Raw genomic sequence first — 20,027 nt, 5'->3', positions numbered from 1 at the left:
GGTGCCGGCTGTCCTAGGCTGGACGGATGCCTGCCGTCCCCCTCCCGCTCGAGACCCCAGAGATCGCCATCGCCGCAGCCGGCGGCGCGATCGTCCGCCGCAGCGTGCTGCCGAGCGGCGTGCGCGTGCTCACCGAGCGCGTGCCCGGCGCGATGAGCGCCACCGTCGGCTACTGGGTGCCGGTCGGCTCGCGCGACGAGCGCGACGACGCGCGCGGCGCCACCCACTTCCTCGAGCACCTGCTGTTCAAGGGCACGCCGACCCGCTCGGCGTTCGACATCGCGGTCGCGTTCGACGAGGTGGGAGGGGAGCACAACGCGCTCACCGCCAAGGAGCACACCTGCTACTACGCGAAGGTGCGCGACCGCGACCTGCCGATGGCGGTCGACGTGCTGGCCGACATGGTCACCTCCTCGCTGCTCGATCCCGACGAGTTCGAGCGCGAGCGCGACGTCATCCTCGAAGAGCTCGCGATGGCCGACGACGACCCGGGCGACGTGGCGGGGGAGCGGCTGAGCGAGCTCGTCCACGGGCTCGAGGCGCCGCTCGGCCGACCGATCGGCGGCACCCCCGCATCCATCACCGAGGTCTCGCGCGACCGCGTGGCCGAGCACTACCGCGAGCACTACGGCCCCGGCGACCTCGTGGTCACCGTCGCGGGCGCCGTCGACCACGACACGGTGGTCGAGCAGCTGCAGCTCGCGCTCACGCGCTACGGGTGGTCGCTCGACGCCGGCCGGCCCCGCCCGCGCCGCGACAGCGCCGTGCATGCCTACGCCGGCGGCGGGCTCACGGTCGTGCAGCGGCCGCTCGAGCAGGTGAGCCTCATGATCGGCGCGCCCGGCATCACGGCGACCGACCCGCGCCGCGGCACGATGGCAGTGCTCAACGCCGTGCTGGGGGCCGGCATGTCGTCGCGGCTCTTCCAGGAGATCCGCGAGAAGCGCGGCCTCGCCTACTCCGTCTTCTCCTACGCATCCGGCTACGCGGACGCGGGGATCATGGGCATGGCGGCGGCGTGCGCGCCGCGCAAGACGCTCGAGGTCGCGCAGCTGATGCTCGACGAGCTCGAGCGGCTCGCCGACGGCGCGAGCGACGAGGAGCTGCGGCGCGCCAAGGGGCAGCTCGCGGGCGGCTCGGCGCTCGCCCTCGAGGACTCCGACACGCGGATGTCGCGGCTGGGCCGCGCGGAGCTCACGCTCGGCGAGTTCCTCGACATCGACGCGACGCTCGAGCGCATCGACCGCGTCACCGACGCCGACGTGCGCGCGCTCGCTGCGGAGCTCGCCTCCGGGCCGCGGTCGATCGCCGCCGTCGGCCAGGTGCCCGACGGCCTCGATGCGCAGGTCGTGTCCCCCGGCTCGGCTAGGGTGAATGGAGCGGCCGCCGCCGCTTCTTGACGCAGCCAGGGGCTCGCCCGCGCCCTGCAACGACCGGCGCATCGACGCGCCCCGCGGAGGAACCATGGCGCACCTGCTCTACCTGATCCGGCACGGCGAGCAGGTCGACGCCGAGCACGGCGTCGAGGACGGCAGGCTCTCGCCGCGCGGGGTCCGGCAGGCGCACGCGATCGCGCAGCGGCTCTCGGGCGTGCACTTCGACCACGCGTGGACGTCGCCGCTGCTGCGAGCGACCGAGACGGCGGCGATCATGCAGGAGCGGCTGCCCGCCGTCGAGTTCGAGCCGTCCTCGCTGCTGCTCGACTGCATTCCCTCCGGGCTCGAGCACGACACGCCCGTCGGCTTCCAGCGGTTCCTGAAGAGCGTGCGGCAGGTCGACGCCGAGGCGGGCGCCGCCCAGATGCACGATGCCGCCGAGCACTGGCTGCGGCCGTCCCGCGGTGATGTGAACGAGCTGCTCGTCACCCACAACTTCGTCATCGGCTGGTTCGTGCGCGAGGTCATGCAGTCGCCCAACTGGCAGTGGATGAGCCTCAACCAGGCCAACTGCGGATTGACGATCCTGCGCCGCCGCTCCGGCAAGCCGCCGCAGCTCGTCGTCCACAACGACCTCGGCCACCTGCCGGCGGAGGACCGCACGGGCCTCCCCATCCCGCAGCCCTACTAGCCCCGCCCTCATACTCCCGACCCGGTTGAGCGTTTGCGTCCGAGTTGACCTCCACTCGGACGCAGACCCTCAACTCGCGCCCTTCCGGCTCCCGACCGTTCAGCGTCTGCGTCCGAGTCGAGCAGCACTCGGGCGCAAACGCGCAACGGGTCGGGGCGGCGCGTCATCCACAGGTGACGGATGCGTCGGTGCGGCCGGACGCCCGTTCCCGCCATGGTGCGCGCATGGCAGGCAGCATCGACATCCCCGAGCTCGGCGGCGGGACCTCGGTCTCCGTCGCGGCGCTCCGCGCCCGCGGCGTCAGCGAGAAGCGGCTGCGCTCGCGCAGCCTCGTCCGGCCGTTCCGGGGCATCCGCGCCGAGGCGCTCGAGTCCGCGCTCGCCGGCCGAGCGAGGCAGTACGCGCCGCGGCTCCGACCGGGACAGGCGTACGCCGGCCCTGCGGCCGCGGCGGTGTGGGGCATGCCGCTGCCCGACTGGTGCGACGACGCACCGGTGACCCTGGTCGTCCCGAGAGGAGCCCATCGTCCTCGGACCGCTGGGATCGAGAGCATCTCCCTCGTCCCGGAGCGGTTCGTGGTGCAACGCGTCGACGACCTGCCGGTGACCTCACCGGTGCTCACGCTCTGCATGCTTTCGCGGGTGCTCGACGTCGATGCGCTCATCGTCGTGGCGGACGCGCTGATGACTCCTCGGGATCGCTACCCGGGCCTCCGCTTCCCGCGACCGGCGGCGACTCCGGAGCGGCTGGCAGCGGCGTGCCGCACCTGGACAGGAGCGCCCGGTGCTGAGCGGCTGCGCGCAGCGCTCGAGGAGGCTCGCCCGGGGGTCGATTCCCCGATGGAGACGCCGACGCGCTGCTTCATCGTCCGCGGCGGCCTGCCGGAGCCCGAAGTCAACGGCGAGATCTTCGTCGACGGCGTCCTCCTCGCTCAGCCCGACCTGATGTACCGCCATGCGAAGGTCGCGATCGAATACGACGGCGAGCAGCACTTCGCCGATCCGCGCCAGCGCGCACACGACATCGAGCGCGACGAACGGCTGCGGGCGCTCGGCTGGACGGTCATCCGCGTGACGGCCGCGATGCTGGCGAAGCCGTGGTTGCTCGTGGAGCGCGTGCGGGCGGCACTCGCCGCTGCCCGTTGAGCATTTGCGTCCGAGTCGAGACCGACTCGGACGCAAACCCTCACCTCGCGCGGGAGCTCGCGCAGCCGGTTGAGGCTTCGCGTCCGAGTGGAGGGCAACTCGGACGCAAGTCCTCAACTGCCGGGGCGGGGAGGGGCGGCGCAGCGGCGCGAAGGGGCGCTCAGCCGAGGGGCTTGCGGAACCAGGTCGTCGCGTTGGGGTTGTCGTTATAGGGCGGGACGGATGCGTAGCCGCGCGTCGCGTAGAGGCGGTTCGCCACCTCGAGGGCGCTGTTCGTGTCGAGCACGACCTCGGTCGCGCCGAGCTCGGCAGCCCTGGCCTCGAGCGCGGCGAGCAGCGCGGCGCCCGTGCCCTTGCCGCGGCCGCCGGGCGCGACGTACAGGTGCTTCACCTCGAAGCGCGAGGGGCTGAGCTTGCGCAGCGCCCCGCAGCCGACCGGCTCGCCCTCCAACCAGGCGACGAGGAACGCGCCCTCCGGCGCGCGGAGCGTCGCCGGATCGGCCGGCTTGGGCTTGTAGACGCCGCCGACGAACGAGATCGCCCGGTCGGAGAAGTAGGCGTCGAGCAGCGAGCGCGCGACGGCGGAAGCAGGGTCCTCGGGAGCGATCGTCACAGCCACCCGCCAACCCTACGACGGCGTGCGGCCAGCGGATGCGCGCCTCGAGGGCCCGTAGGCTGGACCCCATGGCAGGCACGAGGCGGATCGGGATCGCAGGCTCCACCGGCAGGCTCGGATCGCTCGCGATGCGGCTCGTCGAGGAGTCCGACGACCTCGACGCCGTCGCCATCGACGTCCGGGACGGCGCCGACCTGTCGGGGCTCGACGCGATCTTCGACGCGACCGTGCTCGACGCGAGCGAGCGGCTCGTCGACGCCGCCCTCGGCGCCGACGTGCCCGTGGTCGTCGGCACGAGCGGATGGTCGGACGAGCGCGTCCGCGCGCTCCGGGCCCGCGGCGTCGAGCGCATCCGCATCGTCCCCAACTTCTCGCTCGGCAGTGTGCTCGAGACGCACCTCGCGACCATCGCGGCCCGCCACTTCACGGCCGTCGAGGTCGTCGAGGCCCATCACGACCGCAAGCGCGACGCCCCGAGCGGCACCGCGACCCGCACCGCGGAGGCCATCGGCGCCGTGCGCGACTTCAGCCCCGCGACCCCCGACGAGCCCGGCCGCGGCACGATCATCGCGGGCGTGGCGGTGCACGCGCTGCGGCTGCCCGGGGTCGTCGCGCGTCAGGAGGTCGTGTTCGGCGGCACGGGGGAGACCCTCACCATCCGCCACGACACGACCTCGAGCGACTCGTACGCGGCCGGGATCCTGCTCGCGCTGCGCGCGGAGCCGCAGCCGGGCGTCACCGTGGGCATCGGCGACCTGCTGGGCCTCGCGTGACGCAGCAGCACGCCGTCCGCGTCGGCTTCCGCAAGTCCGCCGCGCTCGCGATGGCGGCGCTGCTCGCGCTCTACGTGATCCTCGCGGGCGATCGAGCGGTGCGCTTCATCGCCACCGGTGAGCCGCTCGGCATCGCCGTCGGCGTCGCGCTCATCGTGACGTTCCTCGCCGGCGCGTGGGCGCTCGTGCGCGAGGTGGTCTTCGGCATGCAGCTCGAGCGCGCCGTCGCCGAGCTCGAGGCGGAGGGCGGCATGCCCGCGCCGCTGCAGCGCACGCCGGCCGGCCGGGCCGACAAGGACGCCGCAGAGGGCGCCTTCCCGGTCGCGAAGGCCGACGTCGAGGCGCATCCCGAGTCGTGGCAGTCGTGGCTGCGGCTGTCGATGGCGTACGACGCGGCCCGCGACCGGCGGCGCGCGCGACACGCTGCCCGCACCGCGCTCGGCCTGCGCCGCTCGCTGCGGAAGACTGGAACCCAGGAGGCATCATGACCGCGCACCCGCACCCGACGCACCCGGGGCACCCGTACGAGGAGCTGCTCGCCGACGTGCTCGCGAACGGCGAGCACAAGAGCGACCGCACCGGCACGGGCACCCGCTCGGTGTTCGGCCGGCAGCTGCGCTACGACCTCTCGCAGGGCTTCCCGCTCATCACCACGAAGCGCGTGCACTTCAAGTCGATCGCGCTCGAGCTGCTGTGGTTCCTGCGAGGCGACTCGAACGTGCGCTGGCTGCAGGAGCGCGGCGTCACCATCTGGGACGAGTGGGCCGACGCGGATGGCGAGCTCGGCCCCGTCTACGGCGTCCAGTGGCGCTCGTGGCCGACACCCGGGGGCGAGACGATCGACCAGATTCAGCAGGTGATCGACGAGATCCGCCGCAACCCCGACTCGCGCCGCCTGATCGTCTCCGCGTGGAACCCGGCGGACATCCCGAGCATGGCGCTCGCGCCGTGCCACGCGCTCTTCCAGTTCTACGTCGCCGACGGCAGGCTCTCGTGCCAGCTGTACCAGCGCTCCGCCGACATGTTCCTCGGAGTGCCGTTCAACATCGCGAGCTACGCGCTGCTCACGCACCTCATCGCCGACCAGACCGGCCTCGAGGTCGGCGACTTCATCTGGACCGGCGGCGACTGCCACATCTACGACAACCACGTCGAGCAGGTCACCGAGCAGCTCTCACGCGAGCCGCTCCCGCTGCCGACGCTGCGGCTCAAGACCCAACGCGACTCCGTCTTCGAGGTCGAGTACGACGACCTCGAGGTCGTCGACTACCAGCACCACCCCGCGATCAAGGCGCCTGTCGCGGTCTGAGACCGTCGCGGTCTGAGCCGGTCGCGGTCCGAGGCGGTCGCGTCAGCGCAGCGCGATCTCCCAAGGGGTGTCCGCCCGCACGACGACCCAGGACGGGACGCCCTGCAGGGCGCCGGTCGCGTGCGGCGTCCAGTGGTTGAGCGATGCGAGATCGGAGCGCTGCAGCTGATAGACGGCCCAGGTCCACTGGCCGACCCGCACGCCCTCGTCGAACGCGGGAGCACCGGACACGTCGAAGGCGCGGTCATCTCCGGCGTACAGGAACACGGCGTCGTGCGCTCCTGCAGCGGTGTCGGTGAGCTCGTCGAGGTGCCGGACGTCCTTCACCGTGATCGTCCACGACCCGGTGCTCCGCACGTCGAGCGCGATCGAATCCCAGTCGTAGCTCCAGCTGGTGTCGGCCAGCACCGAGCCCGAGTATGCGCCCACGCCGTCGATCAGGCTCTCGAGGCGCCGGTCGACCGTGTCGTAGCTCGCCAGCTCGAACGCGTCGGTGCCGACGTGGGTGAACTCGACCATTGCGATGCTCGCGCGGCCCGTGTCGAGCCGGATGTGCGCGTCGCCCGTCCCGCTGTGGATGGTCGTCGGGAACGTGCCCCAGCGATCACCCATCGCTCGTTGCGCAGCCGAGAACTGCGGGCAGGGCTCGAGCAGCAGCGCCTCGTCCTCGAGGGTCGCTCTGCTCCCCAGCCCGAAGACCGACGTGATGCCCCGCTCGCCGGCCTCCTGGCCGAGCATGGGGGTGATCGAGGGATGGCAGCTCTTCGGCGAGAGGTAGAGCGGCATGCCCGTCGAGGCCGCGAGCGCGGCGCCGCCGAGTGCGTCGGGGAAGTTCTGCCCCGTCGCGAGCAGCATGGTCCGCACGCCGGCATCGACCGGGTAGGCGTCGTTGATGAGGCGCGCGGTGTCGTACCGGTCAGCGCCCGCGTGGCGCACGATGTCGACGGCGCCGAGGTCCGCGAGCAGCGCTTCGTCGGCGGAGCTCACCGAAGGGGTGCCGCCGGCGATCGAGACGGGCATGCCGCTGACGTAGGGCGCGATCCGGTCGCCCCAGCCGCGCACGCTCGCCGCATCGGTGCCGTGCCAGTCGAGCACGACCGCGCCGCCGGTCGCACCCGCGACGGAGGCGGCGACGAGCGCGTCCGGGAAGTTCCAGCCCGAGACGACCCAGATCTCGCTCACGTCTCCGCTCTCGGCGAGCCGATCGAGCAGCTGCAGCGACGTGCCCACGCGGTCGCTGCCGCCGATGCGCTCGATCATCGTGTCGGGGAACGCGTTGGCGAGCTGCGTGCGCACGCTCTCGCGCACCGTGGCCGCAGAGCCCACGAGCACGATCTCGCGCGGCGCGAGCTCGGCGATCCGGTCCATGACCGCCGCATCGACGGCATCCGGCCGCGTGAGCAGCAGGTGCCCGCCCTCGGCCGCCGCGACCGGACCGGCCGCGAGCGCATCCGGGAACGACAGCCCGGAGGCGAGGTACACGACGTCGCCGGCGAACGGCGTCTGCCGCGAGATCTCGACGCTCGTCGCGAAGCGGTCCGCGCCCGCGATGCGCGAGGGCGTCACGGCGGCCGACGCGGGCGGCGCCGACGCCGTGAGGCTCACGGCGACGAGGCCGACGATCGCGAGGGAGGAGAGCAGCAGGCGCATGCGGTGTCCGTTCTGGAGCGCCGCGTGCTGCGGCAGTGGATGCTGAGGATGACTCTAAAGGCGCCCCGGTCGGCGCCATGCCGCTGCGGGTCACGGTTCGGTCACGAATGCGCCCCTCGCGCTTCGCGTACGTTGGCCCCATGACTCTCGGCATGATCTGGGCGCAGGCGCGCGACGGCGTGATCGGCGAGGCCGGTGACATGCCGTGGCGGCTGCCCGAGGACATGCAGCGCTTCAAGGCGATCACGATGGGGCACCCGGTCGTGATGGGCAGGCGCACCTGGGAGTCGTTCCCCGAGCGGTTCCGGCCGCTGCCCGGCCGCGACAACTTCGTCATCACCTCCGACCGCGACTACGTGGCGCCCGGCGCGACGATCGTGCGCAGTCTCGATGCGGCGCTCGACGCGGCGCGCGCGATCGACGAGGAGGTGTGGATCGTCGGCGGCGGGCGCGTCTACCGCGACGCGATGGCGCACGCCGATCGCCTCGAGATCACCGACATCGACCTCAACGCCTCCGGCGACACGACCGCACCCGACACGGATGCGTCGTGGCGCGAGGTCGCGCGCGAGCCGTCAGAGGGGTGGCACGTCAGCCGCACCGGCCTGCGCTACGCCTACCGCACCCTCGAGCGTCCCGCTCGCTGAGCTCGATCAGCCGACCCGCAGCGTCCACGGCTGCGTCGCCCTGATCCCGATCACCGAGGGGCCCTGGTGCAGCGTGCCAGACGTCCGCGCGTCGAGCCCGAAGGGGAGCGCGTACTGCCAGTAGCCGTGCAGCTCCTGCGCGGAGAAGGCTCGTCCCGAGCCGCCGTTCGTGCTCGAGACGGGTGCCGCGGGGCCGGCGTACAGCAGCACGGCGTCGGAGCCGCCGCTCGTCGCGCCCTGCAGCACCGGGGCGCTCGTCAGATCGCGCACCTCGATCGTCCAGGCCCCATCGCTCTCGACGCGCAGGTAGCGCGCCACGGCCGACCCGTGCGGCATGACGAGCGACGTCCCGCTGTACGTGCGGTGGCCCCAAGCGATGGAGTCGACGTGCTGCTGGTCGCGGTCCAGCGCGTGGATGCCGGTGAAGCTGCTCGACGACAGCTGCGCCACCACCTGCGCGTACGGGATCTCCCGCCCCAGGTCGATGACGCGCGAGCCGCGGCCCGTGTGCCGCTGCGTCGCGAACGTCCCGTACACCTGGCCGATCTGCTGCTGCAGGGTCGTCGCGCAGGGTCCGAGCCGCAGGGCGCCGTCGCTCACGGTCGCGGCGCTGCCGAGCCCGACGACGGCCTGGACGCCGAGCCTCGACGCCTCGGCGCGCAGCGTGGGCGTGATCGCCGCGTGGCAGCCGTTGGGCGTCAGGTACATCGGAGCTCCTGACGCGGCTGCGAGCGCCGCTCCCGCGAGCGCGTCGGGGAAGTTCTCGCCAGTCGCGAGTAGCATCTCCGGCGTCGACGAAGCGCCCCAGGCATCGTTGATCATCCGAGCGGTCTCGTAGCGGTCGCGCCCCGCGATCCGGTCGACGGAGCGCGTGCCGAAGCTCCAGAGTCCGTCCGCGTCCGCATCGCTCACCGACGACGGCCCACCGGCGACCTGGACGTGCCTCCCCATGACGCGCGAGCCGACGGCGTCCAGCCACGCCCGCGCCGCTTCGGCGCTCGGCCCGTGATGGTCCAGCACCACGGCGTGGTGGTGGCGGCCCGCCACGGATGCCGCGACGAGCGCATCGGGGAACGTGGCGCCCGACGCGACCCAGAGGTGCGTCACGGGGCCGCTCTCGAGCAGGCGGTCGAGCAGCAGCAGCGATGTCTCGACCCGGTCGGCACCGCCGATCCTGGCGAGCTCAGCATCGGCCCCGCCACGCCGCGCCGCGTCGGCCGCATGCTGCGCGACCGCGTCCGAGACCGAGGCGGAGGAGCCCACCACGACGATCTCGCTCGGCGCCAGCTCCTGGATGCGCGCGGCCACCACGGCCGGCAGGGCATCCGGCGCCGTGAGCAGCAGGTGGCCACCCTCCGCCGCCACCACAGGTCCCGCGGCGAGCGCGTCGGGGAACTTCTGCCCGTTCGCGAGGAAGACCGGGCCGCCGACCGCATCCATCGCTCGGTCGATCTCGACGGCGGTCGCGTACCGGTCGGCGCCCTCGATGCGGTGGGTCTCGAACGCCTCCGCGGGCGCGGCGGCGGTCGCGAGTCCGGTCGCCACGAGGGCGGAGGCAGCGGTGAGGGCGAGCAGTGCGCGCATGGCGGTCCTGACGGGATAGGGCAGCGGCGCTGCGTCGTGGTGTTCGAGCGCGAGCCTATGCAGGCGTGCGCGGTGCTCGAGGCGATGACCGATAACGATTCGGCCACGCTCGGCGCGCCCGGTCCGGGCGAGCGGAGCAGCGATCCGCTCGGGAAGGGCGCCGCACGCGTGGCGCGATACCCTTGCATGGTGAATCCCAATCCCTTCGGTCAGGTGCTCGTCGCGCTCGTGACGCCGATGGGCGTCGACGGAGAGGTCGACTGGGATGACGTCGAGCGGCTGATCGACGACGTCGTGACGAACGGGGCCGACGGCATCGTCGTCTCCGGGACCACCGGCGAGACCTCCACGCTGACCGACCCGGAGAAGATCCGGCTCGTCGAGGTCGCGAAGGCGGTCGCGGGCGACCGCGCGAAGATCATCCAGGGCGGCGGCTCCAACGAGACCGCGCACGCCATGGACCTGTCGCGCCAGGCCGAGCGCGCCGGCGCCGACGGCATCATGATCGTCACGCCCTACTACAACAAGCCGACGCAGTCGGGCGTCCTCACGCACTTCCGGATGATCGCGGGCGCCACCGACCTGCCGGTCATCCTCTACGACATCCCCGGCCGCTCCGGCATCCCGATCCGGTACGAGACGCTCGTGCGGGCCGCGAAGCACCCCAACATCCTCGCCGTGAAGGACGCCAAGGGCGACTTCGCCGAGGTGAGCCGCGTGCTGAACCAGACCGACCTGCTCTACTTCTCCGGCGACGACAGCAACGTGCTGCCGCACCTGGCGATCGGCGCGTCCGGCCTCATCGGCGTGACGGCCAACATCGCGCCGCGCCCGTACCGCACCATGATCGACGCGGTCAACGCGGGCGACCTGGGCACGGCGCAGGAGCAGCACAAGGCGCTCGAGCCGCTCGTGCGGGCCACCATGACGCACGTGCCGGGCACGGTCGCCACCAAGTACATCCTCCACGGCCTCGGCCGCATCGGCAGCCCGCGCGTGCGCCTGCCGCTCGTCGGGCCGGAGGACGCCGAGGCGGCGCTCATCGAGGACGAGATCGCCCTCGTCGGGGGTGTCGACGGCCTCGACCTCAGCCGCTTCAGCCCGGACCGCAACGCGGCCGCTGGCGGCGCCCTGCCCAAGGTGCACGGCACCACCCGATAGCCCCGACCCGGAACCGGGTCCCACGACCACGCAGCGCGCGAGGTGCGCGCACCCACCACCACATCCGCTCGCCGGCGCTTCGGCGCAGGGCGAGCCCCATACGAAGGAGGGCCCTTTGACGGCCATCACCCAGCCTGCCCAGCTCGAGGCAGGCACGCTCCGCATCATCCCGCTCGGCGGCCTCGGCGAGGTCGGCCGCAACATGACCGTGTACGAGCTGAACGGCAAGCTGCTCATCGTGGACTGCGGCGTGCTCTTCCCCGAGGAGCACCAGCCCGGCGTCGACCTCGTGCTGCCCGACTTCGGGCCGATCCGCGACCGCCTCGACGACGTCGTCGGCGTCGTGCTCACGCACGGCCACGAGGATCACATCGGCGCGGTGCCGTACCTGCTGCGCCTCAAGGCGGACATCCCCTTGCTCGGCTCGCAGCTGACGCTCGCGCTCGTCGAGGCGAAGCTCAAGGAGCACCGCATCAAGCCCTACACGCACACGGTGCGCGAGGGAGGCATCGAGCAGCTCGGCCCGTTCGAGACCGAGTTCATCGCGGTCAACCACTCCATCCCGGATGCGCTCGCGGTCGCGATCCGCACGAGCGCGGGCCTCGTGCTGCACACCGGCGACTTCAAGATGGACCAGCTGCCGCTCGACGACCGCATCACCGACCTGCGCGCCTTCGCGCGGCTCGGCGAGGAGGGCGTCGACGCGTTCCTCGTCGACTCGACGAACGCCGACGTGCCGGGCTTCACCGCCCCCGAGCGCGAGATCGGCCCGGTCATCTCGCAGGTCATCGCGAAGACCACCGGCCTCGTCGTGGTCGCGTCGTTCTCGAGCCACGTGCACCGCGTGCAGCAGGTGCTGGATGCGGCGGCCGAGAACGGCCGCAAGGTCGCGTTCGTCGGCCGGTCGATGGTGCGCAACATGGGCATCGCCGCCGACCTCGGCTACCTCAAGGTGCCGGACGGCGTCGTGATCGACCAGAAGAAGGCCGAGAACCTGCCCCGAAACGAGGTCGTGTTCATGTCGACCGGCTCTCAGGGCGAGCCGATGGCCGTGCTGAGCCGCATCGTGAACGGCGAGCACCGCATCGAGGTGGGCGAGGACGACACGATCATCCTGGCGTCGAGCCTCATCCCCGGCAATGAGAACGCCGTCTTCCGCATCATCAACGGGCTCATGCAGCTCGGCGCGAAGGTCGTGCACAAGGGCTCCGCGAAGGTGCACGTCTCGGGCCACGCCTCGGCGGGCGAGCTGCTCTACTGCTACAACATCCTGGGCCCCGCGAACGTCATCCCCGTGCACGGCGAGTACCGCCACCTGCATGCCGCCGCGCAGCTCGCGATCGACACCGGCGTGCCGCGCGAGCGGGCGTTCGTCGGCGAGAACGGCACCGTCTGGGACCTCAAGGACCACCGCATCCGCGTCGCGGGCCAGGTCGAGATCGGCTACGTCTACGTCGACGGCTCCTCGGTGGGCCGCATCGACGAGGCCGACCTGAAGGACCGCCGCACGCTCGCGGAGGAGGGCTTCATCTCCATCTTCATCGCCGTCGAGCCGCAGACCGGCAAGGTCATCGTCGGCCCGGAGATCCACGCTCGCGGCTTCGCCGAGGACGACTCGATCTTCGACGAGATCCGCCCCAAGATCGTCAAGGCGCTCGCCGAGGCGGGGGAGCAGGGCGTGCGCGACCAGCACCAGTACCAGCAGGTCGTGCGACGCACGGTCGGGCGCTGGGTCGGCACGCGCATCCGCCGCCGCCCGATGATCGTGCCAGTCGTGATCGAGGCGTAGCGCTCCCGAGCTGAGCGGATCTCATCCTTCAGGAGGAGGACGGGCGCGTCCGCGCTGGCTTAGCGTGAGGGCAGGGCGCTGACGCACAGGGGCGTGCGCCGCATCCGAGAGGACGCCGCCGTGCTCGAGCAGGACCAGACCGCCCAGATCGACGTGCCCGGGGCGCCGCCCGCTCACGCGGACCGATCGCCTCGCGAGGCCCGTCGGGGCGCGAGCCGCCAGGCGCGGCTCGAGCGGCTCGAGCGCAAGCAGCTGCGCAAGGCGGAGCGGGCCGCGCGCGGCCCGGGCGCCTGGCGCACCTGGGTGCTGCCCGTGCTCAAGCTGCTGGTCGCAGCGGCGATCGCGGTCGCGCTCGTCAAGCTCGCGTTCTTCCCCTCGGCGGAGCCCGCGACCGCGGACGAGGTGTTCCCCGGCGCCGTGTTCGAGGAGCCGACGGTGGCCGTCGAGCGGGGCTCGATCGAGAACGCCGTCTCGGTCGACGGCTCGATCGTGCCCGTCGAGGCCGTGCCGGTGCGCTCCACGCGCGCCGGAACCGTCGCGCGCGTCGACGCCGCCGATGGGCAGCAGGTCGCCGAGGGCGCTGTGCTCTACACGGTGCGTGTCGAGACGCAGCCGCCGCCGGCCGCCGACGGCGCCGCGGCCCCGCCCACGTCCCGCGTCTACAACGTCACGGCGCCGGCCACGGGCACGCTCACCGGCTTCGCGGTGCTCGTCGACCAGAGCGTCGACGTCGCGACCGAGACCGGCGCGGTGCAGCCTCCCCAGCACCTCGTGCGCGCCTCGGTCGGTGCGGCCGAGCAGTACCGGCTGACGACCCAGCCGGAGACCGCGACCGTCACGATCGAGGGCGGGCCGGCACCGTTCGAGTGCGGCGGCGTCACGATCGCGCAGCCCACCGGCGAGGCCGCGACGACCGGCGCGAGCGCCACGCTCAGCTGCGCGGTCCCCGATGACGTGCGCGTGTTCGTCGGCCTCGCCGCGACCATCGAGCTCGTCGCGGGCGCCGCGGAGGACGCGCTGCTGCTGCCGACCACCGCGGTGCTCGGGAGCGCCGACTCGGGGCTCGTCTACCGCCCAGGCGCCTCGGGCGAGGCCGAGGAGGTGCGCGTCGAGCTCGGCCTCACCGACGGCACGCGCGTCGAGGTGCGCTCTGGGCTCGCCGAGGGCGACCAGGTGCTGCAGTTCGTGCCGGGCGCCGTCGATCCCTGCGCCGATCCCATGACGGCGGATCCGATGGTGTGCGGCTTCGACGGCGGCTTCGCGCCGTGACGCTCCTGCACCTGCGCGCGGTCACGCGCCAGTTCGCGACGATCGACGGCCCCGCGCTGCAGATCCTCAAGGGCGTCGATCTCGACGTCGAGACGGGCGACCGGGTGTCGATCGTGGGCCGCTCCGGCTCCGGCAAGTCGACCCTCCTCAACCTGCTCGGGCTCATCGACCAGCCGACCACCGGTGTCGTCGAGCTCGACGGCGAGCCGGTCGCGCTCATGCGCGCCCGCCGCCGGGACCGCCTGCGCGGCTCGAGCGTCGGCTTCGTCTTCCAGCAGTTCAACCTCATCGAGGGGCTCACCGCGGCGGAGAACGTCGCCGTGCCGCTGCACTACGGCGCCGGGCGCGCCTACTGGCGGCGGGCGCACCTCGCCCGCGAGATGCTGCAGCGTGTCGGGCTCGGCCACCGGCTCGACACGAAGGCCACGCACCTCTCCGGCGGCGAGCAGCAGCGGGTGGCGATCGCGCGGGCACTCGTCCGCAGGCCGAGGCTCATCCTCGCCGACGAGCCGACCGGCGCGCTCGACATCGAGACGGGCGCGCGCACGATGGACCTGCTCGACCGGGTCGCGACCGACGCGGGCGCCGCGCTCGTCACCATCACCCACGACCTCGCCGTCGCGAGCCGCGCGCGGCGCGTGCTGCAGCTCGTCGACGGTCGGCTGCGCCCGCTCGAGCGCATCGAGGTGCCCGCGTGACCGACGTCGTCGCCGCGATCCAGGACGCCTGGACCGAGCTGCGCATCCACCGCGGCCGCGTGCTCATGAGCCTCATCGGCGTCACGGTGGCGATCGCCGCGCTCACCGCATCCGTCGCCGTCGGCGAGCTCGCCCGCTCGACGCTGCTCGTCTCGATGGAGTCGAACGGCGGCCGGCCTGCGACCCTCACGATGTGGATCAGCCCCGCCGCGGCCGACGCGCCGTCCGCTGACGACCACGTCGCGGCGCTCGATGCCATCGAAGCGGCCGTCGATCGCTACGGCGTCGAGTACGCGAGCGCGCGCACCAACGCGCACCTGGCGCTCCCGCAGGGGATGGGCGTGCAGGTCGAGGGCGTCGAGCCCGACTTCGCCGTCATGCGTCACTTGGCCGTCGCCGAGGGCCGCTTCCTGGTCGAGAGCGACCGCGCCCGACTCGCGCCCGCGATCGTCGTCAACCGCGGCATGCTCGACACGCTCGGCGGCGGCGGCATGGAGCTGCACCGCACGGTCGAGCTGGACGGCACGACTGCGGTCGTGGTGGGCGTGGTCGATCGCGGCATGGGCGACGACTGGCCGCAGGCGTGGATGCTGCCCCGCGACGTCGTGCGGGTCGCCGACGCCGCGGGCCGCTCGGGGATGATCTCGGGCCTGCAGCTCGAGGCCTGGGTGCCCGAGGAGATGGCCGACGACGGCGTGCGGATGCTCTCGCAGGACATCCGCTCCGCGCTGCCGGGCAGCTCGGTCGACGGCAGCCGCCAGGACTGGCAGGCGTTCGAGGGCGGGTTCGACCCGCTGCTGCCGCTGCAGCTCACGCTCATCGGCACGGCGGTCGTGATCCTGCTGCTCGGGGCGCTCGGCCTCGTCACCGTCGCGGTCGTCTCGATCCGGCAGCGCGTGCGCGAGTTCGGCATCCGCCGAGCCTTCGGGGCCTCCCGCGGCCGCATCTTCGCCGCGGTCATGCTCGAGTCGGTGGTCGGCACGGTCGTGGCGGGCACCATCGGCATCGCGCTGTGCATCTTCGCCTACCGGCTGCCGGTGGTGCAGGAGACGCTCACGCAAGGGGTCGGCGGCGTCGAGCTGCCCGGGTTCCCGATGAGCGCCGCCGTCACGGGCCTGCTCGTCTCTGCCGCCGTGGGCGCCCTCGCCGGCAGCATCCCGGCGACGATCGCGGTGCGCTCGAAGGTGATCGAGGCCATCCGCTTCTGACCGCGGAGCGCCTCCGCGGCCGCGTCGGCACCGGCGATTAGGGTGTGCGCATGTCCAGATCCACGCCGACGCGCCCGCGCTCGACCAGCGCGAAGACCAGCAGCGCAGCACCGAAGGGCAAGGGCGCCACCGCGACCACCAAGGTGCAGCGAGCGCGCCAGACGACCTCGCAGCCGACCTTCGAGGATCACGGCCCGAGCGTCGGCCAGCGCGCCTGGATGGGCCTCGCGCACGCGACCGGCGCTGCTGCTCGCGTCTTCGGCCGCGAGTCGCTCGCGAAGGAGGAGCGCCGCGACGGCGTGCCCTTCCTGCTCACGCTGCTCGCGATCGCCGGGGCCGTCGTCGAGTGGATCCTGCCGACGAACCAGGTCGCGCAGGCGATCTCCGCCTACACGCTCGGCGGGCTGTTCGGCCAGGTCGCGATCGCCCTGCCCGTCGTGTTCGTGCTGCTCGCGCTGTGGATGTTCCGGCATCCCGCCTCGGTGAGCGACAACGGCCGCGTCGGCGTCGGCATCGCGATGCTGCTCATCGCGGTGGCCGGGCTGTGCCACGTGCTCCTCGGGATGCCGGATGCGTCGCTCGGGATGCCCGCCCTCGCCGACGCCGGCGGCATGCTCGGCTGGGTCATCTCCGCGCCGCTCGCGGCGCTGCTGACGCCGATCGGTGCAGGCATCATCTGCGGCCTGATCGCGCTGCTCTCGGTGCTCGTGATCACCAGGACGCCGCCGAACCGCATCCCCGAGCGCCTCCGCGACCTCTACGGCTACCTCTTCGGCGTCGAGACGCTCGCACCGGAGGAGCGCGAGGCCGCTCGCCGCGAGCGCCGCGACGCGAAGGAGCTCGCCAAGGCCGAGGCCGCCCAGATCGCGGAGGACGAGCTCGTCGACGACCCCGATGCGCTGCCGTTCTGGCGCCGCAACTCGACGGGCCGCGAGGTCGACCCCGCCTATGACACACCGGTCGTGGTCGACCGCGAGCAGCCCACGACCCACGTGGACGCCGTGCCCGTCGGTGGCGTGCCCGTCGGTGGCGTGCCGGCGACACCGGTCGAGCCGCTGCCGGCCGCCGAGCCCGAGGAGCACGACGACTCGGCGCACGACGACTACGCGACCGCCGTCCTCGCCTCCCTCGAGCAGGCGGAGGAGGCGATGCGCAAGCACACCGGCGAGGTCCCGGGCGCGACCTCGGAGCTGCCCTCGCAGACCGCCGCTGCGCCCGCCGCGACGCTGCGCGAGCGCCCCTACCGGCTGCCGTCCATCGCCTCCCTCGGGCAGGGCGACCCGCCCAAGGCGCGATCGGCGGCGAACGACGAGATCGTCGCGGCCATCACGCAGGTGCTGAGCTCGTTCAACGTCGACGCCAAGGTCACCGGCTTCTCCCGCGGGCCGACCGTCACGCGCTATGAGGTCGAGGTCGCGCCGGGCGTCAAGGTCGAGCGCGTCACGGCGCTGTCGAAGAACCTGTCGTACGCCGTGGCGTCGAACGAGGTGCGCATCCTCTCGCCCATCCCGGGCAAGAGCGCGATCGGCATCGAGATCCCCAATCCGGATCGCGAGATCGTCAAGCTCGGCGACGTGCTGCGCTCGCGCGCTGCCGCCGACTCGAAGCACCCCATGACGATCGGCATCGGCAAGGACGTCGAGGGCGGCTACGTGGTCGCGAACCTCGCGAAGATGCCGCACCTGCTCGTCGCCGGCTCCACCGGCTCCGGCAAGTCGTCGTTCGTGAACTCGATGATCACGAGCCTGCTGATGCGCTCGACGCCCGCCGACGTGCGGATGGTGCTCGTCGACCCCAAGCGCGTCGAGCTCACCGCCTACCAGGGCGTGCCGCACCTCATCACGCCCATCATCACGAACCCCAAGAAGGCGGCCGAAGCGCTGCAGTGGGTCGTGAAGGAGATGGACATGCGGTACGACGACCTCGCGTCGTTCGGCTACAAGCACATCGACGACTTCAACAAGGCCGTGCGGGCGGACGAGATCATGCTGCCCGCCGGCAGCCAGCGCTCGCTCAAGCCCTACCCGTACCTGCTGGTCGTCGTCGACGAGCTCGCCGACCTCATGATGGTCGCGCCGCGCGACGTCGAGGACTCGATCGTCCGCATCACGCAGCTCGCGCGCGCCGCCGGCATCCACCTCGTGCTCGCGACCCAGCGGCCGTCCGTCGACGTGGTCACCGGCCTCATCAAGGCCAACGTGCCGAGCCGGTTCGCGTTCGCCGTCTCGAGCGTCACCGACTCGCGCGTCATCCTCGATCAGCCCGGCGCCGACAAGCTCATCGGCCAGGGCGACGGCCTCTTCCTGCCGATGGGGGCGAACAAGGCGATGCGCGTGCAGGGCGCCTGGGTCGACGAGGCGGAGATCCAGCGGGTCGTGCAGCACGTCACCGGGCAGGCGCAGCCCGAGTACCGCGACGACGTCGCCGAGGTGGCCGAGAAGCGCGAGATCGACAGCGACATCGGCGACGACCTCGAGGACCTCTGCGCGGCCGCCGAGCTGGTCGTCTCGACGCAGTTCGGCTCCACGTCGATGCTGCAGCGCAAGCTGCGGGTCGGCTTCGCGAAGGCCGGCCGCCTCATGGACCTGCTGGAGTCGCGCGAGATCGTCGGCCCGTCGGAGGGATCGAAGGCGCGCGACGTGCTCGTGCCGCCCGACAACCTCGCCCAGGTGCTCGCGTCGCTCCGTGGGGAGGGCCCCTCGGCGGCGCCCGCCCCGCGTGCCGCCACGCCCGCGCCCGCCCCCGCTGCCGCGCAGGACGTCGACGGCGCAGCCGACGACGCATCCGACGACGACGCGGGCGCCTGGATCGAGCAGGACGACCGCTACGCCGACCCGTTCGACGAGGCGAACCGCGACGGGCTCGAGATCGTCGAGGCCGACGAGGGCGACGACGACGCGTGGTCGCTGACGGGTCGCGACTGAGGGTCCGCCGAGAGGAACCCGCCGGCGGAGTCGGTAGCCTCGCAGCATGGGGATCCTGAGTCCGTGGCGCGGGCGCGTGTGGCGCCGCGGCGACTCGCCCGCGAGCGTCGCGAGCGTGCCGAACCTCATCTCGGTCGCCCGCATCCTGCTCACCCCCGTCTTCATCGTCGTCGCGCTCACCAACCCCGAGCCCGGCCTCGCGCGGACGGTCGCCGCGGTGCTGTTCGCGGTGCTCATCGCGACCGACTTCGTCGACGGGCAGATCGCGCGCAGCCGAGGTCTCGTGACCGACTTCGGCAAGCTGATCGACCCGATCGCCGACAAGGCGATCACCGGCAGTGCCTTCGTCGTGCTGTCGCTGCTGGGCGAGCTGCCGTGGTGGATCACGATCGTGGTGCTGCTGCGCGAGGTGGGCATCACCGTCTACCGGCTCGTCGTCGCCAACCAGGTCGTCATCGCCGCGGACTGGGCCGGCAAGGCCAAGACCATGGCGCAGGCGATCGCGCTGCCCCTCGCGCTGCTGCCGCTGCAGGCATGGCTCGGCGAGTGGGCCGTCTGGGTGTGCGTCGTCACGATGACGGTCGCCGTCGCCCTGACCATCTACTCCGGCATCGAGTTCGTGGTGCACGTCATGAGAGGACGCTGATGGATGCTGCTGACCTCGCCGCGCGGATCGTCGCGCGCGCTGCCGCTCGAGGCGTGACCATCGCCATCGCCGAGTCGCTCACGGGCGGCCTCGTCGCCGAGACGCTCGTCCGCACGCCGGGCGCCTCCGTGGTCTTGCGGCTCGGCGTCGTCGCCTACGCCACGGAGATGAAGCAGCGCGTGCTGCACGTGCCTGCGCAGCTGCTCGCGGAGCGCGGCGCCGTCGACCCGGACGTGGCGATCTGGATGGCGAGGGGCGTGCGGCAGCTCGCCGCGCTCGACCGCTCCGCGTGCACGATCGGGGTCGGCACGACGGGCGTCGCGGGACCGGGGGCGCAGGACGACCACCCCCCGGGCGAGTTCCACATCGGCATCGAGGTCGAGACGACCCACGGGCTCGACGCGAGTGCGACCTCCCACGTGGTCCGCGGCGACCGTGAGGCGGTGCGCCACGCGGCGCTCACCGCAGCCCTCGAGGCGCTCGACGCTGCGCTCGAGCGCACCGACCTCGTGATGCACAGCGAATCCACAACCTGACGAGG

At 72.6% G+C, this 20,027-nt stretch carries 18 protein-coding genes; 15 read left to right on the top strand and 3 right to left on the bottom strand.

The features are described 5' to 3' along the window. Window positions 1-26: 26 nt before the first annotated feature. The 3 genes from ACLQ21_RS13415 (at window position 27) to ACLQ21_RS13405 (ending at window position 3,212) form a co-directional block, all read left to right on the top strand. On the top strand, window positions 27-1,400 hold the full coding sequence (locus ACLQ21_RS13415) for a M16 family metallopeptidase (protein WP_425664460.1): 1,374 nt from the start codon (window positions 27-29) through the stop codon (window positions 1,398-1,400). Between the two features lie 64 nt (window positions 1,401-1,464). Then, entirely contained in the window at window positions 1,465-2,067 is a 603-nt protein-coding gene (locus ACLQ21_RS13410) for a histidine phosphatase family protein (protein WP_425664459.1), read from the top strand. A 224-nt stretch (window positions 2,068-2,291) separates the two neighbouring features. Next, complete coding sequence (locus ACLQ21_RS13405; RefSeq protein ID WP_425664458.1) at window positions 2,292-3,212, top strand: endonuclease domain-containing protein; 921 nt, start codon at window positions 2,292-2,294, stop codon at window positions 3,210-3,212. 160 nt (window positions 3,213-3,372) lie between these two features. Here ACLQ21_RS13405 and ACLQ21_RS13400 read toward each other — a convergent pair whose 3' ends face one another. After that, window positions 3,373-3,831, bottom strand: a complete 459-nt coding sequence (locus tag ACLQ21_RS13400; protein ID WP_425664457.1) for a GNAT family N-acetyltransferase — start codon at window positions 3,829-3,831, stop codon at window positions 3,373-3,375. Between the two features lie 65 nt (window positions 3,832-3,896). On the opposite strand from ACLQ21_RS13400, the gene dapB reads away from it, so the two are divergent. The 3 genes from dapB to ACLQ21_RS13385 are packed head-to-tail and all read left to right on the top strand — an operon-like array spanning window position 3,897 to window position 5,910. Further along, window positions 3,897-4,601, top strand: coding sequence for a 4-hydroxy-tetrahydrodipicolinate reductase (gene dapB / locus ACLQ21_RS13395; RefSeq protein ID WP_425664456.1), 705 nt, complete (start codon window positions 3,897-3,899; stop codon window positions 4,599-4,601). Beyond that, entirely contained in the window at window positions 4,598-5,089 is a 492-nt protein-coding gene (locus ACLQ21_RS13390; RefSeq protein WP_425664455.1) for a hypothetical protein, read from the top strand. The genes dapB and ACLQ21_RS13390 overlap by 4 nt, the downstream gene beginning before the upstream one ends. After that, window positions 5,086-5,910: a thymidylate synthase gene (locus ACLQ21_RS13385; RefSeq protein WP_425664454.1), complete on the top strand. Its 825-nt coding sequence runs from the start codon at window positions 5,086-5,088 to the stop codon at window positions 5,908-5,910. The genes ACLQ21_RS13390 and ACLQ21_RS13385 overlap by 4 nt, the downstream gene beginning before the upstream one ends. A gap of 42 nt (window positions 5,911-5,952) precedes the next feature. Here ACLQ21_RS13385 and ACLQ21_RS13380 read toward each other — a convergent pair whose 3' ends face one another. Beyond that, window positions 5,953-7,560, bottom strand: coding sequence for a cell wall-binding repeat-containing protein (locus ACLQ21_RS13380; RefSeq protein ID WP_425664452.1), 1,608 nt, complete (start codon window positions 7,558-7,560; stop codon window positions 5,953-5,955). A gap of 140 nt (window positions 7,561-7,700) precedes the next feature. On the opposite strand from ACLQ21_RS13380, the gene ACLQ21_RS13375 reads away from it, so the two are divergent. Next, on the top strand, window positions 7,701-8,207 hold the full coding sequence (locus ACLQ21_RS13375) for a dihydrofolate reductase (protein WP_425664450.1): 507 nt from the start codon (window positions 7,701-7,703) through the stop codon (window positions 8,205-8,207). A gap of 6 nt (window positions 8,208-8,213) precedes the next feature. On the opposite strand, the gene ACLQ21_RS13370 is transcribed toward ACLQ21_RS13375, so the two are convergent. Then, complete coding sequence (locus tag ACLQ21_RS13370) at window positions 8,214-9,791, bottom strand: cell wall-binding repeat-containing protein (RefSeq protein ID WP_425664449.1); 1,578 nt, start codon at window positions 9,789-9,791, stop codon at window positions 8,214-8,216. Between the two features lie 186 nt (window positions 9,792-9,977). Here ACLQ21_RS13370 and dapA point away from each other — a divergent pair, with 186 nt between their 5' ends. From dapA to ACLQ21_RS13330, 8 genes are all read left to right on the top strand, one after another. Then, the gene (gene dapA, locus ACLQ21_RS13365) at window positions 9,978-10,952 is read left to right on the top strand and encodes a 4-hydroxy-tetrahydrodipicolinate synthase (RefSeq protein ID WP_425664448.1); all 975 of its coding nucleotides are present in this window, start codon (window positions 9,978-9,980) and stop codon (window positions 10,950-10,952) included. Window positions 10,953-11,067: 115 nt separating this feature from the next. After that, window positions 11,068-12,741, top strand: a complete 1,674-nt coding sequence (locus ACLQ21_RS13360) for a ribonuclease J (RefSeq protein WP_425664446.1) — start codon at window positions 11,068-11,070, stop codon at window positions 12,739-12,741. 93 nt (window positions 12,742-12,834) lie between these two features. Then, a complete protein-coding gene (locus tag ACLQ21_RS13355; RefSeq protein WP_425664444.1) occupies window positions 12,835-14,010 on the top strand; it encodes a hypothetical protein in 1,176 nt (391 codons plus the stop codon). Further along, window positions 14,007-14,708, top strand: coding sequence for an ABC transporter ATP-binding protein (locus tag ACLQ21_RS13350; protein ID WP_425664442.1), 702 nt, complete (start codon window positions 14,007-14,009; stop codon window positions 14,706-14,708). Before ACLQ21_RS13355 ends, ACLQ21_RS13350 begins: the two co-directional genes overlap by 4 nt. Further along, window positions 14,705-15,916, top strand: a complete 1,212-nt coding sequence (locus ACLQ21_RS13345; protein WP_425664440.1) for an ABC transporter permease — start codon at window positions 14,705-14,707, stop codon at window positions 15,914-15,916. Before ACLQ21_RS13350 ends, ACLQ21_RS13345 begins: the two co-directional genes overlap by 4 nt. 50 nt (window positions 15,917-15,966) lie before the next feature. Next, the gene (locus ACLQ21_RS13340; RefSeq protein ID WP_425664438.1) at window positions 15,967-18,840 is read left to right on the top strand and encodes a DNA translocase FtsK 4TM domain-containing protein; all 2,874 of its coding nucleotides are present in this window, start codon (window positions 15,967-15,969) and stop codon (window positions 18,838-18,840) included. 46 nt (window positions 18,841-18,886) lie between these two features. Continuing rightward, the gene (pgsA, locus tag ACLQ21_RS13335) at window positions 18,887-19,486 is read left to right on the top strand and encodes a CDP-diacylglycerol--glycerol-3-phosphate 3-phosphatidyltransferase (protein WP_425664437.1); all 600 of its coding nucleotides are present in this window, start codon (window positions 18,887-18,889) and stop codon (window positions 19,484-19,486) included. Continuing rightward, window positions 19,486-20,022 carry a CinA family protein gene (locus ACLQ21_RS13330; RefSeq protein ID WP_425664435.1) on the top strand — a complete coding sequence of 179 codons (537 nt, stop codon included), beginning with the start codon at window positions 19,486-19,488 and terminating at the stop codon, window positions 20,020-20,022. Before pgsA ends, ACLQ21_RS13330 begins: the two co-directional genes overlap by 1 nt. Window positions 20,023-20,027: the final 5 nt, after the last annotated feature.

Origin of the sequence: Agrococcus sp. DT81.2, from assembly GCF_049844935.1 — a bacterium.
Lineage (GTDB): Bacteria > Actinomycetota > Actinomycetes > Actinomycetales > Microbacteriaceae > Agrococcus.
The sequence above is the reverse complement of the archived record's forward strand: the minus strand, read 5'-3'. Positions and strand labels throughout refer to the sequence as shown.